Source organism: Marinomonas flavescens (genome assembly GCF_004352835.1).
Lineage (GTDB): Bacteria > Pseudomonadota > Gammaproteobacteria > Pseudomonadales > Marinomonadaceae > Marinomonas > Marinomonas flavescens.
On sequence record NZ_SJSB01000007.1, the window covers coordinates 125,040 to 139,247 of the forward strand.

The 14,208-nt window shown below is 44.6% G+C and carries 15 protein-coding genes; 14 read left to right on the plus strand and 1 reads right to left on the minus strand.

All coding sequences use genetic code 11. The annotated features are described in order from the left end of the window. Positions 1–133: 133 nt before the first annotated feature. Positions 134–718: a DUF938 domain-containing protein gene (locus E0D70_RS09220; RefSeq protein ID WP_133011985.1), complete on the minus strand. Its 585-nt coding sequence runs from the start codon at positions 716–718 to the stop codon at positions 134–136. A 446-nt stretch (positions 719–1,164) separates the two neighbouring features. On the opposite strand from E0D70_RS09220, the gene E0D70_RS09225 reads away from it, so the two are divergent. From E0D70_RS09225 to E0D70_RS09290, 14 genes are all read left to right on the plus strand, one after another. Further along, on the plus strand, positions 1,165–1,413 hold the full coding sequence (locus tag E0D70_RS09225; RefSeq protein ID WP_133011986.1) for a hypothetical protein: 249 nt from the start codon (positions 1,165–1,167) through the stop codon (positions 1,411–1,413). A 968-nt stretch (positions 1,414–2,381) separates the two neighbouring features. Beyond that, positions 2,382–3,662 carry an urea ABC transporter substrate-binding protein gene (urtA, locus tag E0D70_RS09230; RefSeq protein ID WP_133011987.1) on the plus strand — a complete coding sequence of 427 codons (1,281 nt, stop codon included), beginning with the start codon at positions 2,382–2,384 and terminating at the stop codon, positions 3,660–3,662. Positions 3,663–3,833: 171 nt separating this feature from the next. After that, positions 3,834–5,477, plus strand: a complete 1,644-nt coding sequence (urtB, locus tag E0D70_RS09235; RefSeq protein ID WP_133011988.1) for an urea ABC transporter permease subunit UrtB — start codon at positions 3,834–3,836, stop codon at positions 5,475–5,477. Beyond that, complete coding sequence (urtC, locus tag E0D70_RS09240) at positions 5,474–6,607, plus strand: urea ABC transporter permease subunit UrtC (RefSeq protein ID WP_133011989.1); 1,134 nt, start codon at positions 5,474–5,476, stop codon at positions 6,605–6,607. Before urtB ends, urtC begins: the two co-directional genes overlap by 4 nt. Next, positions 6,604–7,464 (plus strand): urea ABC transporter ATP-binding protein UrtD, encoded by an 861-nt coding sequence (gene urtD / locus E0D70_RS09245; RefSeq protein ID WP_133011990.1) that lies wholly within the window; start codon positions 6,604–6,606, stop codon positions 7,462–7,464. The genes urtC and urtD overlap by 4 nt, the downstream gene beginning before the upstream one ends. Further along, complete coding sequence (gene urtE / locus E0D70_RS09250; protein WP_133011991.1) at positions 7,461–8,168, plus strand: urea ABC transporter ATP-binding subunit UrtE; 708 nt, start codon at positions 7,461–7,463, stop codon at positions 8,166–8,168. The genes urtD and urtE overlap by 4 nt, the downstream gene beginning before the upstream one ends. Positions 8,169–8,209: 41 nt before the next feature. Beyond that, positions 8,210–9,127 (plus strand): urease accessory protein UreD, encoded by a 918-nt coding sequence (locus tag E0D70_RS09255; RefSeq protein ID WP_133011992.1) that lies wholly within the window; start codon positions 8,210–8,212, stop codon positions 9,125–9,127. Between the two features lie 55 nt (positions 9,128–9,182). Then, positions 9,183–9,485 carry an urease subunit gamma gene (locus E0D70_RS09260; RefSeq protein WP_133011993.1) on the plus strand — a complete coding sequence of 101 codons (303 nt, stop codon included), beginning with the start codon at positions 9,183–9,185 and terminating at the stop codon, positions 9,483–9,485. Positions 9,486–9,499: 14 nt separating this feature from the next. Continuing rightward, positions 9,500–9,826 carry an urease subunit beta gene (locus E0D70_RS09265; protein ID WP_133011994.1) on the plus strand — a complete coding sequence of 109 codons (327 nt, stop codon included), beginning with the start codon at positions 9,500–9,502 and terminating at the stop codon, positions 9,824–9,826. Beyond that, complete coding sequence (ureC, locus tag E0D70_RS09270) at positions 9,823–11,544, plus strand: urease subunit alpha (RefSeq protein WP_133011995.1); 1,722 nt, start codon at positions 9,823–9,825, stop codon at positions 11,542–11,544. The genes E0D70_RS09265 and ureC overlap by 4 nt, the downstream gene beginning before the upstream one ends. A 94-nt stretch (positions 11,545–11,638) precedes the next feature. Next, positions 11,639–12,085 (plus strand): urease accessory protein UreE, encoded by a 447-nt coding sequence (gene ureE, locus E0D70_RS09275; protein WP_133011996.1) that lies wholly within the window; start codon positions 11,639–11,641, stop codon positions 12,083–12,085. Beyond that, on the plus strand, positions 12,063–12,740 hold the full coding sequence (locus tag E0D70_RS09280) for an urease accessory protein UreF (protein ID WP_133011997.1): 678 nt from the start codon (positions 12,063–12,065) through the stop codon (positions 12,738–12,740). The genes ureE and E0D70_RS09280 overlap by 23 nt, the downstream gene beginning before the upstream one ends. Positions 12,741–12,780: 40 nt before the next feature. Beyond that, a complete protein-coding gene (gene ureG, locus E0D70_RS09285; RefSeq protein ID WP_133011998.1) occupies positions 12,781–13,428 on the plus strand; it encodes an urease accessory protein UreG in 648 nt (215 codons plus the stop codon). Positions 13,429–13,456: 28 nt separating this feature from the next. Then, the gene (locus E0D70_RS09290; protein ID WP_133011999.1) at positions 13,457–14,041 is read left to right on the plus strand and encodes a HupE/UreJ family protein; all 585 of its coding nucleotides are present in this window, start codon (positions 13,457–13,459) and stop codon (positions 14,039–14,041) included. Positions 14,042–14,208 lie beyond the last annotated feature (167 nt).

A 14,208-nucleotide genomic window follows, 5' to 3' on the forward strand; every position in this document is an offset into this window, starting at 1 on the left:
AATAAAATACGTTACAACTTATTTCTGATGTAACGTATTATCGTCGAAGCTTCAAACAGGGAATTTATCCACTGTTTGAAGCTTATTTATATACCCTGATCACCCTTGTTAAATCAGAAAATAACAGGGGAATTTAAAGTACTTTCCAGACTAACAAAAAGTTATTGGCAGGCATTGATATTTGTTCTATTAATGTCATACCAGCGGCCCATTCAACTAACTCTTCTATATCACGAATACCGCCACAACCACTTTGTTGCAAATGATGATCGAAATCTCGGTTGCCTTCGCTGGTGTATTTTCCATTTGCATTCATAGGCCCATATTGGCAAAACACACCACCTGATTTTAGATGAGAAGCGATGGTTTCCATCATCAACTTTGCCTCATCGCGCTGCATAATGTGCGTCGTATTAGCCGTGAAGACCGCATCTATATCTAACTCTGGCCAGTCATTCTTTCCAAAATGAAACACAATAGGAGCAACCAGATTGCTCAAATTAGCGTCCTCCATCCAAGCCTGAATACTGCCATGATAATCGAGCATATCACTGGTATTCCAAAGCAAATGGGGCAAATATTTAGCGAAAAACACCGCATGTTGACCTGTACCAGATCCTATCTCAAGTACTTGTTGGCACTCTTTAAAATACACAGAAAGTTGTTCAAGAATCGGCTGCTGGTTTCTATCACAGGATGGAGAAAAAGATTTTTTCATATTGTTCGTCATAAAAGTGTTTATCAAAATTCAGGATGAGAGAAAATCAACTAAACATAACATAGAAATAAGACTTGAAGAGCTAAAAACAAGCTGAAAAACTGGAAGTACTATGCTTAATTTCTTTTCCCCATGCACATCGTGAAAAGTTGCTTTTTAGTTTTCTATCATCACTGCCTATATTGCTCAATATATCTAAGATGCACTTCACAACCACTCAATCCCATATATCAATAGCAATAAAGATCTACAAAAAATCCAACTTAACAGAAGTATACACAATGTGCTTATTTTAAGAGAATAAGATCATTAATTTGAATAATAGAATGTAACGTGACACTACACTGCATAGCCTTTTTATTTTTCAGTTAACTGGTATTATTTTAAACATAGAAACAACACAGACAATATGTCTATTAAACGAATTATATTTAAGGTGATACATTATGAATACTTTTACTAAAAGCGCACTGACTCTTCTTGCCGCATCTTCTATTGCTACTATGGCTTTTGCAGCACCAGGCGATGCAACATACGGTAAATCTGTACGCTCTCAGATCAGCTCTTTAGGTTTAGAATCTCAGACACAAAACTTTAATGTAGACCTTAATAATAATGCTGCTTTCGCACCAACTATTAAAGCTTCTGAAGACAATGCACACCGTGCTGAGTTTTTACAAAATCAAATTAACTAAGTTTTCAGAAAATTAGCTTTCTTTCTGTCTAAACAGGCAAAAGACACCTTATAAGCCAGTATGGTTACCCATGCTGGCTTTTTAACGATCTATCATCACCGACTATTTTACTCAATGTATCTAAATCCATGCTACGTCGATATTCGTAGCTGGTACCTGTAAATGGACCTTCACCCCATAAAAATACTCTACAAACACATAGAGCTACGTTATATTAATAAGGGGTATCGCCTAAACATACTTGCTGTCTTTTCGGCATTGGCATAATTCGGCTCATCTTCCTTGAGAAAAAGTATTAAGTATAAAAGAAGACTGAAAAATAAACCGAAAGGGACCTTAAGGACTGTGGTTACTGGTTTTAATGTATTCCTGTCTTGGATAAGCTATTCATAACGTCATCTTTCATTTCGACTTTATCCGATTTTAGTATTCATATAGGCATGAGTCATTGGCTAAAGGTAATAAAACCAGTAACTATACGGCTTGGTGGCTACCAGTCGTGGTATTTATAAAGCGTTGAAACTATAAAACATCTGCTTCGATACAATTAAATAGTGCGACTTAATTATATTTATCTAATCTAAAAATGACTAAATACCTTCCTCAAATAATCGATAAACAGACGTTTTAATGTGCCACGAAAGTCATAAACCAAAGAGCTTAAAAAGATTTTTGGTTTTTCTTTTAACGTAAAGTTTTGCATCGATTGTCAGAAGTTACACACTCGGCCTTTACTGGATTAAAAAGCAGAATAAAGGCTGGGAATCCTACGTGTTGGAATAGAACTTAAGTACCTCGCCTATACGTCAAATGACGTACCCCTCTGGGTCATTCAGCGAATACTTTTCTTTACGGTTTCTATAGATACTGGTTTCGCTTACTCAACGGAATCAGGCGGTGTTTAACTCACCTCTCATTCTGTGATCTGGATTCTTGTTAAATACGATAACGAATAGGAAGACTCAACAATGAAGATTAAGACGTTAGTTTCTGCTATTGCATTAACCGGTGCCACGTTGGTTGCTGTGCCTTCATGGGCGGCGGATACAATTAAAGTGGGCGTGTTGCATTCTCTTTCCGGCACCATGGCGATTTCTGAAAGCGCGCTGAAAGACACTGTGCTGATGCTGATCAAGGAGCAAAACGCGAAAGGCGGTTTGCTGGGCAAGCAGATTGAGCCTGTGGTAGTTGATCCTGCTTCTAATTGGCCGTTGTTTGCGGAAAAAGCACGTGAGTTGATCAGCAAAGACAAGGTAGATGTCATTTTCGGTAGCTGGACGTCTGTGTCTCGTAAGTCGGTGCTTCCTGTTCTCCAAGAGTTGAATGGTTTGATGTTTTACCCAGTGCAATTTGAAGGGGAAGAGTCCTCTAAAAATATTTTTTACACCGGAGCAGCGCCAAACCAGCAGGCCATTCCTGCGGTCAATTACTTGATGAACGACCTAGGCGTAAAACGTTTCGTCCTTGCGGGTACGGATTATGTTTATCCTCGTACTACTAATAAAATTCTGGAAGCGTATTTACAATCAAAAGGCGTTCCAGCAAAAGACATCATGGTGAATTACACGCCATTTGGTCAGTCCGATTGGCAGTCTATTGTCTCGCAAATCAAGAAGTTCGGTAGCCAAGGTATAAAAACCGCCGTGGTATCTACCATTAATGGCGATGCTAACGTGCCTTTTTACAAGGAGTTAGCAAACCAAGGTATTTCTTCTGAAGACATCCCTGTGGTGGCTTTCTCGGTTGGCGAGCAAGAATTATCGGGGTTAGATACTAAGCCTTTGGTTGGCCATTTGGCGGCTTGGAACTATTTTGAAAGCGTCGATACGCCAGAAAATGAGAAATTCATCAAAGCATGGAAAACCTTCAAAAAAGACCCTAAAGCGGTTACGAACGATCCGATGGAAGCCACTTATATTGGTTTCAATATGTGGGTTGATGCCGTCAAAAAAGCCGGTACAACAGATGTCGATGCGGTTGAAAAAGCCATGATCGGGCAGAAGTTTCCAAACTTGACCGGTGGCATGGCAGTAATGAATAAAAACCATTATCTAAGCAAGCCTGTTTTGATCGGCGAAATCCAAGACGACGGCCAGTTTGAAACGGTTTGGGAAACCGACAGTACGGTTCCTGGGGATTCTTGGTCTGACTATTTACCAAGCTCTAAGAACGTGATTGCAGACTGGACTTCGCCAATCAATTGCGGTCATTACAACACTGTAACGAAAAAATGTTCAGGCGAAAACTAAGCGTCAATATCGTTAGAAATGCTTAATAGCGAACCTCTCAGGTTTGTATGGACTCTCTGTCACACAGAGCAGAGAGTCCCTTTTTCTGCTCGTCTCCTCTTGTTTCAACTGTCCAAGAGCAACGAACGAATCCACCAGCAAGACATCTTGCCACTATTCACTCCACGGAGTATGACCTTGAGACATTTTATAGCACTTTGCTGCTGTCTTTTTGGCCTCTTATCTTCACAGGCTTACAGCGCAGAATCTTCTACCTCGACAAGTCCGTCCGCTAATCAGCCACCCGCCGAACTTGCGCCTTTAATGCTGGAACTGACCAAAGCAAAATACAGCAAACTCTTACCTGTTTTAAAGAAAATCGAAGCCAACAGCGACGAGTCTATGTTGCCGCTATTTCGCACTATGATGAATGGGAATTTGTACTTCATCAAAACCAATAAGCAACTTGTTCAACTTATTGAGGATGCGAATCAAAAGACTTACCAAGGGATTTTTAGTCAGCAATTAGTCGCAGATCTTAGCAAACGAGACGTGTCTAAAATCAAGGTCAATAACCACTTACGCAGTTATTTACGTAATGCCATTGCCCGTATTCAGTTAACGTCTTCCTCTGCTGAGGTACGTAAAAATGCGGTTCGAGAGTTGCTGTCTAGCCTTGATGAAGAGACAGTAACCACCTTAGAACGGCTCTATTCAAGTGAGACTAATCAGACAGTCAAAACAGAAATGGGCTTAGCCTTGGCGATTAATACCGCGCGACAAGCCAGCTTACCGAATTCCACACGCATTGCTGCTATTGAGCGCTTATCTGGCAGTTTAGAAAATACGGCTCGCAATGTACTCACACAGCTGACGAATCAAGACAACCCCGCGATTAAAGCCGCGGCAGAGCACGCGCTGAAAAAGATCACTCAGCGGGTTGAGCGCTTCGGTTTTTTGAACCAGTTATTTTTTGGTTTGAGCCTTGGCTCTGTGCTGTTACTGGCATCTATTGGTCTGGCTATTACCTTCGGTGTGATGGGTGTCATCAATATGGCCCATGGCGAGATGATTATGCTCGGTGCCTATACCACTTATGTTGTTCAACTAATGATGCCGAATTACATCGACTATTCTATTTGGGTTGCTATTCCAGCGGCTTTTCTTGTCTCTGGTATCGTCGGTGTACTGATTGAGCGGTTAGTGATTCGTCACTTACATGGTCGTCCACTAGAAACCTTGCTAGCTACCTTTGGTATTAGCCTGATTTTACAACAACTGGTGCGAACCATTTTTTCACCATTAAACCGTCAAGTGTCTACACCAAGTTGGATGAGTGGCTCTTGGGAAATTAACCCAGTGTTCTCACTCACTTTAAACCGTTTGTATATTCTGGCATTTTCGCTGCTAGTATTTTTTGCCTTGGTTATGGTGCTTAAAAAGACCTCTCTGGGATTAAACGTCCGAGCGGTGTCCCAAAACCGCAATATGGCCAAAGCCATGGGTGTAAAAACGAATTGGATAGACGCTATGACGTTTGGCTTAGGGTCCGGTATAGCAGGCATTGCTGGTGTGGCACTGAGTCAACTCACTAATGTTGGACCAAATCTTGGCCAAGATTACATCATTAATTCTTTTATGGTGGTGGTCTTTGGTGGTGTGGGTAACTTGCTCGGTACTTTAGTAGCGGCGTTCAGTTTGGGCATTGCGACCAAGTTTCTTGAGCCGATGACAGGCGCGGTTTTATCCACCATTTTAGTGCTGGTGTTCATTATTTTGTTTATCCAAAAACGTCCTAAAGGACTCTTTCCTCAAAAAGGCAGGGCCGCAGAATGAGCGTGATTACTCAGTATTTTTCAGAAGGACGCACATCGGGCAAACACACTATGCCATTTGTCATTATCCTGTTAGCCGTGACGGCAATGGCGTGTTTGTCGAATCTCTATTTGCCCGCCGATTCCGCACTGCATGTGAGCACTTACTCTATTACCTTATTGGGCAAGTATTTGTGCTATGCCATGCTGGCGTTAGCGGTGGATATTATTTGGGGCTATTGCGGTATTTTGAGTTTAGGACACGGTGCCTTTTTCGCTTTAGGCGGTTACGCCATGGGCATGTATTTGATGCGTCAAATTGGCGATCGCGGCGCTTATGGCAACCCAGATCTGCCTGATTTCATGGTGTTTTTAGGCTGGAAAGAGTTGCCATGGTTTTGGCACGGTATGGATCAATTCTGGTTTGCGATGATCATGGCAGTATTGATTCCGGGATTATTGGCTTTTGTATTTGGTTGGTTAGCGTTTCGCTCGCGAGTGACTGGGGTGTATTTGTCCATCATGACGCAAGCACTCACTTACGCGCTCTTGCTTGCATTCTTTCGTAATGAGATGGGCTTTGGTGGCAATAATGGCCTAACAGATTTTAAAGACATTGTCGGCTTCAGCTTACAGTCCGATACCACACGGGTGAGTTTGTTCGCTATTACGGCGCTCATGTTGGCGGTGGTGTTTGTCATCAGTCATAACATTCTCTCGTCACGCTTTGGCAAGGTGATATTGGCCGTTCGTGATTCAGAGTCACGCGCACGTTTTATTGGCTATCGAACCGATCGCTATAAGATTTGGTTATTTGTTTTCTCAGCGGTGATCGCGGGCATTGCAGGAGCCTTGTATGTACCACAGGTCGGCATTATCAACCCTGGCGAGTTCTCCCCTATTAACTCGATCGAAATGGTGATCTGGGTGGCGGTTGGTGGACGGGGCACCTTGATCGGCGCGGTCATTGGGGCGCTGTTAGTGAATTATGCAAAAACGCGATTTACCGCGATTTTACCGGAAGCTTGGTTATTTGCGCTGGGCGGTCTGTTTGTATTAGTCACTCTGTATTTACCCAAAGGCATTGTCGGCTTATACACCCAACTACTGGAAAAACGCCGTACTCAATCCGTTAAGGAGTCTGAAGCATGAATGCGATTCAACATACCGTAGAAAGCTTACGCCACACGTTTCGCCCTGATCAGGTATGGCCTTTTCTTGCCCCTGAAAACGCTAAGGTCAACGTCGATAAAGACATCATTTTGTATGTGGAAGGTTTGAATTTAAGTTTTGATGGTTTTAAAGCCCTGAATAATTTGAATCTCTATATTAATGATGGCGAGTTACGTTGCCTGATCGGCGCCAATGGTGCGGGGAAAACCACCTTAATGGACGTTATTACCGGTAAAACTCAATGCGATTCTGGCAGTGTTTTTTTTGGCCAGAACCAAAACTTACTCAATAAAGACGAAGCTGAAATAGCACAACTAGGCATTGGTCGAAAATTCCAAAAGCCAACCGTATTTGAAGAACAAACCGTGTTTGACAATTTGGAACTATCGTTAAAAACCGATAAAGGCGTGTTGGCAACCCTCTTTTCTAGACTGACACCGACGCAAATAGATCGCATTGACGACGTGCTAAAGATTATTGGTCTGGCTAAGCACCGCTTTATGCTGGCAGGTGCCCTTTCTCATGGCCAAAAACAATGGCTCGAAATTGGCATGTTACTTGTATCAGATCCTAGACTTTTGTTGATTGATGAGCCAGTCGCTGGAATGACCCCAGATGAAACCGAGCGCACCGCTGAGCTACTCACCTCTCTGGCGGGGGATCGAACGGTGATCGTCGTCGAGCACGATATGGAATTTGTTCGTAGCATTGCACGAACCGTCACAGTGTTGCACCAAGGCTCTGTTCTTGCTGAAGGTACTATGGACCAGATTCAAAGTAACAAAGATGTTATTGAAGTCTATTTAGGAGAACAAGAAGAAGGAGCAACCTCATGATTTCCATAAAAAATGTTGATCAACTCTATGGTGGCACACAAATTCTTTGGGGCTTAGATTTAGACATAGAACCCGGCTCAATAACCTGCATTATGGGCCGTAATGGCGTCGGTAAAACAACCTTACTGAAAGCCATTATGGGATTACTGCCGATTCAAAGCGGCGAGATCACTATGAATGGCGAAATACTCAATAAACAAAGCGCTGAAAAACGCGCCTACGCAGGCATTGGCTATGTACCGCAAGGCCGAGATATTTTCCCAATGTTAACGGTAGAAGAAAACTTACGCATTGGCTTGCCAGTGCTGAACAAGAAAAGTAAGCATAAAAGCAACGAGATACCGGAGAAAATCTTTGATTTATTTCCGGTGTTAAAAGACATGCTGCATCGTCGTGGCGGCGATCTTTCCGGCGGACAGCAACAGCAATTAGCCATTGGACGCGCTCTAGTATTAGACCCAAAAGTGCTTATTTTAGACGAGCCAAATGAAGGCATACAACCCAACATCGTCAAGCAAATCGGCGATGTGATTTTGAAGTTAAACGCGGAAGAAGGCATGACGGTGATCTTGATTGAACAGAAGCTTGGTTTTGCGAGACGCGTCGGTAAAGAATTCCGTTTAATGGAAAAAGGTCGTATTGTAGCTTCAGACCGAATGGACAAACTCAACGATACCTTGATCAAGCAGTATCTAGCGGTATAGCCCTAGCACGCTGAGCAAGCTGATTTTTTAAAAAGGAAGAAATGGATAATAATCATAATCTTGCCTTGGTAACGCAGCCAGTGACACAACAAGAAAACGCGCCGCCCTCTTCTGGCGCACCTTCTCACTGGCATGCATTCCTAACCTTAGGCTTTCAAAAAACCGCTCGCGGCACTGTGCTCAAAACTTGCGAACATAAAGGGCCTCTTTACGTACAAAAGCCCTTTTATCCAGAAGGCCCTGATATCGCTCATGTCTATCTCCTTCATCCACCTGGTGGACTCGTCTCTGGAGATCGCTTAACCATCACCGCGAATCTAGCCGAAAACACTCATGTATTAATCACCACACCCGGCGCTGGTCGAGTCTATCGCGCACGCGATGACAAAACTCTGCAGCATCAGATTACCCAACTGAATGTCCCGCAAGACAGCGTGATGGAATGGCTGCCACAAGAAGCTATTCTCTATCCCAACGCCCACACGCGCCTTGAGAATCAAATCAATCTGACGGGTAATGCCAAATTTATCGGTTGGGAAGTCACTTGCTTTGGCTTACCTGCAAGCAATGAAAGTTTCGCCAACGGCCACGCTGAACAAGGTTTTGAAATTCGTCAGGATGGCCGTCTAAAAGTCCGTGAGCGACTGGTGATTGACGACCAAAGCCGCGCTATTTTTCAAGCGAAAGCCGGTTTAGCAAACAATCCAATAAATGGCCTGATGATTGCAGGACCTTTTGACCGATCGGACAATCATGATGAGCTAATGGACACGCTGCGTGCCCATTGCACAGAACACAATTCACTTAGCGGCGCGACACTGGTAGACGAATACCTTATTGTGCGCAGCATTCACGATGATTCCGAGCAAATGAAACAACTGTTTACTCAGTGCTGGCAAGCGATTCGCCCTGCGCTGATTAACAAAATAGCGTGCGAACCTAGAATTTGGGCGACTTAATTCTCACGATTAAGACATTAAAAGCGCCATAGAATAACGACAAAAGGGTTGAAGAATGGAATTACTACCAAGAGAAAAAGACAAATTACTCGTCTTTACCGCGGCATTATTAGCAGAACGTCGCTTAAATCGCGGTTTAAAACTGAATTATCCAGAAGCCATGGCTTACATCACCATGGAAATTATTGAAGGCGCTCGCGATGGCAAAACGGTGGCTGAACTAATGAGCTTCGGTAAAACCTTGCTTAGTGCAGAACAAGTGATGGACGGCGTGGTGGATTTGATCCACGAAGTACAAGTGGAAGCCACCTTCCCTGACGGTACTAAATTGGTCACGGTTCATAATCCTATTAACTAACATGGAGACCCACCATGATTCCAGGTGAAATTCAGGTAGCCGCAGGCGATATTGAGCTCAATGTAGGCCGTAAAACCTTAAAAATTCGTGTTGAAAACACAGGGGATCGACCTGTTCAAATCGGCTCACATTATCATTTTTATGAAGTAAACCCTGCATTGTCTTTTGATCGAGAACCCACTAAGGGCTTTCGTTTACATATCGCATCTGGCACGGCGGTTCGCTTTGAACCAGGCCAAGGTCGCGAAATTGAACTCGTCGAATACGCTGGCACGAAAACCATTTATGGCTTTCGTGGTGAAGTGATGGGGCCACTTGGCGATACGGAGCATTCAATATGACTAAAAAAGACAAGACTAAGATGGACAGACAAAGCTACGCACAAATGTTTGGACCAACCACTGGAGACCGTGTACGCCTAGGCGATACAGACATTTGGATCCAAGTGGAGAAAGACTTCACTACCTACGGCGACGAAGTAAAATTTGGCGGCGGTAAAGTGATCCGTGATGGCATGGGGCAAAGCCAAGTTACCAATGAAGTAGCGGTCGATTTAGTGATTACCAATGCCTTAGTACTCGACCATTGGGGCATCGTAAAATGCGACGTTGGCGTCAAAGAAGGGCGTATTTTTAAAGTCGGTAAAGCCGGCAATCCAGACATCCAAGACAAGGTCGACATTGTGATTGGACCGGGTACCGAAGTCATCGCGGGAGAAGGCTCTATCCTTACCGCAGGTGGCATCGATGCGCACATTCACTTTATTTGTCCGCAACAAATTGAAGAAGCACTCACCTCTGGTGTCACCACCATGATTGGCGGCGGTACTGGGCCTGCGACGGGCACCAAAGCCACGACCTGTACGCCTGGACCGTGGTACTTAGGTAAGATGCTACAAGCAACCGACAGCATGCCAATGAACTTAGGCTTTCTAGGCAAAGGCAACGCCAGCCAACCAGAAGCCCTTGAAGAGCAGTTGGAAGCTGGCGCCTGTGGGTTGAAGCTGCATGAAGATTGGGGAACCACACCAGCATCGATCGATTGCTGTTTAAGTGTCGCAGACAAGTACGATGTGCAAGTCGCGATCCATACGGACACACTGAATGAATCCGGTTTTGTCGACAGCACATTGGCGGCGTTTAAAGATCGAGTGATTCACACCTATCACACAGAAGGCGCGGGTGGCGGTCACGCTCCCGATATTATTCGTGCGGCCGGAAAACTCAATGTGTTGCCCTCTTCGACAAACCCTACTCGTCCGTATACTCACAACACCGTCGATGAGCATTTGGACATGTTGATGGTCTGTCACCATTTGGACAGCAACATTCCAGAAGATGTGGCGTTCGCGGATTCTCGGATTCGCAAAGAAACCATCGCCGCAGAAGACATTTTTCATGACCGTGGCGCGTTCAGCATGATTTCATCGGACTCTCAAGCCATGGGACGAGTCGGTGAAGTTATCACTCGTACTTGGCAAACTGCCCATAAAATGAAACAGCAATTTGGCTTATTGCCAGAAGATCGTGAGCTCGGCGCTGACAACTTTCGGGCCCGTCGTTATATTGCTAAATACACGATTAACCCAGCGATTACTCACGGTATTAGCCATGAAGTGGGCTCAATTGAGCCAGGAAAGCTAGCCGACTTAGTACTTTGGAAACCGGCATTTTTTGGCGTTAAACCGTCGATGATTATTAAAGGTGGAATGATTGCCAGTGCACCTATGGGTGACCCAAACGCATCTATCCCAACGCCTCAGCCAGTGCATTATCGCCCTATGTTTGGTGCTTTTGGTAAAGCCGCCGCCGCAACCTCGGTGACCTTCGTATCAAAAGCCGCGCTTCATAATGGCCTTGCTGAGAAATTTGGCTTGGATCGTAAGCTGGTCGCGTGTTGTAACACTCGTAACCTTTCGAAGCTCGACATGATTCATAACAGCTGGCTGCCAGATATTACCGTAGACCCACAAACCTATGAAGTGCGTGCAGACGGCGAGCTGCTCACCTGTGAACCTGCAGAAACATTGCCATTAGCTCAGCTTTATACCTTATTTTAAAGATACCTAATTTTAAAAGCGCACTGTTTAAACAAATAAAACACCAAGCCCTATAAGACTTGGTGTTTAAGCGTAAGTCCTTAAGGAAAATAAGATGCTAGATATATATCAACGCTTAGGCACACATTGCCACGAAACCGTTTACACCACAGTCACTTTAACTCATGAGCAGCGCGATCGTGGTCGCCTTAAACTGGTTGGCGAAAACAATGAAGAGGTGCGCGTTTTCCTTGATCGTGGAAAACCGCTCCAAGTTGGGGAGTTTTTACGTAGCGAGTGCAACAAAATAGTGCAAGTTAAAGGTGCAATTGAAGAAATTGCTCACGCAAGTTGCGATAATTGGGAAGCATTTTCTAAAGCTTGCTATCACTTAGGTAATCGTCACACAAAAATCCAAATAGGCGATCGCTGGTTACGCATTAAACCTGATCACGTATTAGAAGAAATGCTGCATTTGTTGGGTCTCGTTGTGACGCATGAAAATGCGGTGTTTGTCCCTGAGTCTGGAGCGTATAGCCATGGTCATCACCACCACGGATAGTAGCTTCTTACGCTTATTACAATTAAGCAGCGTCAGTTTACCGGTCGGTGGCTATGCCTTTTCTCAAGGTATGGAATACGCCATTGACCAAGGCTGGGTAACCAATAAACGCGACGTATCTGACTGGATCAGCCTGCAGATGCAACAGTCCGTGGCCCGTGTCGATTTGCCTGTATTGCGTTTATGTATGATGGCGGCCGCTCAGCAAAACACAGCGCGCTTATTAGAACTAAACGACTTATCACTCGCCTGTCGAGAAACCAAAGAATTAAGGCTAAACGATACAGCAATGGGCGAAGCCTTAGCACGCCTCATGCGCAGCTTAGGCATAGAATCGCCTTTTAAGCGCTTAGACGACATTAGTTTTGTCACCTTGTTTGCTATCACGGCGACCCATTGGTCGATCCGTTTTGATGTAGCGGCTCTTGGCTTTAGCTGGTCTTGGTTAGAAAATCAAATCGCCGCGGCCACTAAGTTGGTGCCTCTTGGTCAAACACAGGCACAAGAATTGCTCGGCGAATTACAGCCTATTATCACCGAGGCCATTAGTGCTTCGTTAACCATTGATGAAGAGCGTATTGGCGCGGGACTGCCTGCTATTGCAATTGCCAGCGCTCAGCACGAAACACAATATTCACGGCTATTTCGTTCTTGATTTTTATTAGGAATAGCCTTCAATTTTAAGAGGACATGTTATGAGTAAACCAAAACAAACATTACGTATCGGCGTCGGTGGCCCTGTCGGCTCTGGTAAAACCGCATTACTGCGATCTTTGTGTTCTGCTCTTCGCGATCATTATAATATCGCCGTTGTGACGAACGATATTTATACTCAAGAAGACGCCAAATTCCTCACTGAGCACGAAGCTCTCGATGCTGATCGTATTGTGGGGGTAGAAACAGGCGGCTGCCCACACACCGCCATTCGGGAAGATGCGTCGATGAACTTAGCCGCAATAGATCAATTACTAGAGCGTCACGGTGAACTAGATGTGGTGTTTGTCGAAAGTGGTGGCGACAATTTAAGCGCGACCTTTAGCCCGGAATTATCAGACTATACAATTTATGTAATTGATGTGTCCGCTGGGGATAAAATTCCACGCAAAGGCGGCCCAGGTATCACGAAATCGGACCTATTAATCATTAATAAAACCGATTTAGCCCCCTTGGTCGGCGCCTCTTTAGAGGTAATGGCTCGAGACGCTAAAATGATGCGTGGTGAGCGCCCTTTCGTCTTCTCCAACCTGAAAAAAGCCCAAGGCTTAGACGAAATCATTCAATTTATCATTACCGAAGGTATGTTAGAATCCAAAACTATTCCAGCCGCAAGAGCGGTGGTTTAATTCATTACTTTATTTAGGAGATTTATCTATGCGTTTTAATACGCTAAAAGTGGGATTAGCCACTCTTATTGCTGCACTACCAACCTTAGCGCTTGCTCATCCTGGTCATGATCACATTACCAGCTTTTCAACTGGGTTTATGCACCCTATGAGCGGCCTTGATCACCTGTTAGCCATGATTGCTATTGGCCTTTGGGCAGTAAGTATCGGAGGCAAAGCATTGTGGGCAGTACCTACTGCTTTTGTTGGCACCATGATTATTGGTGGCGCATTTGGCATGGCCGGCTTGCAAGTCCCTTTCGTTGAGCAAGGTATTGCACTTTCTGTCATCCTAATGGGCGTATTGCTTGTGGGATCTGTTCGCTTCTCTGTTGGTACTTGTGCCGCGATTGCTGGCGTATTCGCATTCTTCCACGGTGCTGCACACGGTATGGAAATGCCATTGAGCGCTCATGGTGCGGAATACGCTATTGGTTTTGCCTGTGCTACAGCATTATTGCATGTCGTTGGCATGGGATTCGGTAAAGTAATATCTCGTATCGAAGCACCTATAGTCACGCGCATCACTGGTGGTGTTATCGCCGCCGCTGGCGTGATGATGGCCATCGCTTAATAAGCCTTTTAACCGCTGTAACCTGAGACGCTAAAACCCGAAATAAAAGGGTCTAACGTGTCATGTTACAGCGTTTATATTAGATAGTGTGGTTACTCATTCTCCCTCATCCCTAGCCTATCGAATACTCCCTCGCTATTACCCTCTACGAGAAGGCTCTTCCATTC

Coding starts and splice junctions, on each gene's coding strand:
- urtD (WP_133011990.1), top strand. CDS start 6,604: ATGAATGCGATTCAACATACCGTAGAAAGCTTACGCCACACGTTTCGC.
- E0D70_RS09260 (WP_133011993.1), top strand. CDS start 9,183: ATGGAATTACTACCAAGAGAAAAAGACAAATTACTCGTCTTTACCGCG.
- urtE (WP_133011991.1), top strand. CDS start 7,461: ATGATTTCCATAAAAAATGTTGATCAACTCTATGGTGGCACACAAATT.
- urtC (WP_133011989.1), top strand. CDS start 5,474: ATGAGCGTGATTACTCAGTATTTTTCAGAAGGACGCACATCGGGCAAA.
- ureC (WP_133011995.1), top strand. CDS start 9,823: ATGACTAAAAAAGACAAGACTAAGATGGACAGACAAAGCTACGCACAA.
- urtA (WP_133011987.1), top strand. CDS start 2,382: ATGAAGATTAAGACGTTAGTTTCTGCTATTGCATTAACCGGTGCCACG.
- E0D70_RS09225 (WP_133011986.1), top strand. CDS start 1,165: ATGAATACTTTTACTAAAAGCGCACTGACTCTTCTTGCCGCATCTTCT.
- urtB (WP_133011988.1), top strand. CDS start 3,834: ATGACCTTGAGACATTTTATAGCACTTTGCTGCTGTCTTTTTGGCCTC.
- ureE (WP_133011996.1), top strand. CDS start 11,639: ATGCTAGATATATATCAACGCTTAGGCACACATTGCCACGAAACCGTT.
- E0D70_RS09265 (WP_133011994.1), top strand. CDS start 9,500: ATGATTCCAGGTGAAATTCAGGTAGCCGCAGGCGATATTGAGCTCAAT.
- E0D70_RS09255 (WP_133011992.1), top strand. CDS start 8,210: ATGGATAATAATCATAATCTTGCCTTGGTAACGCAGCCAGTGACACAA.
- E0D70_RS09220 (WP_133011985.1), bottom strand. CDS start 718: ATGAAAAAATCTTTTTCTCCATCCTGTGATAGAAACCAGCAGCCGATT.
- ureG (WP_133011998.1), top strand. CDS start 12,781: ATGAGTAAACCAAAACAAACATTACGTATCGGCGTCGGTGGCCCTGTC.
- E0D70_RS09280 (WP_133011997.1), top strand. CDS start 12,063: ATGGTCATCACCACCACGGATAGTAGCTTCTTACGCTTATTACAATTA.
- E0D70_RS09290 (WP_133011999.1), top strand. CDS start 13,457: ATGCGTTTTAATACGCTAAAAGTGGGATTAGCCACTCTTATTGCTGCA.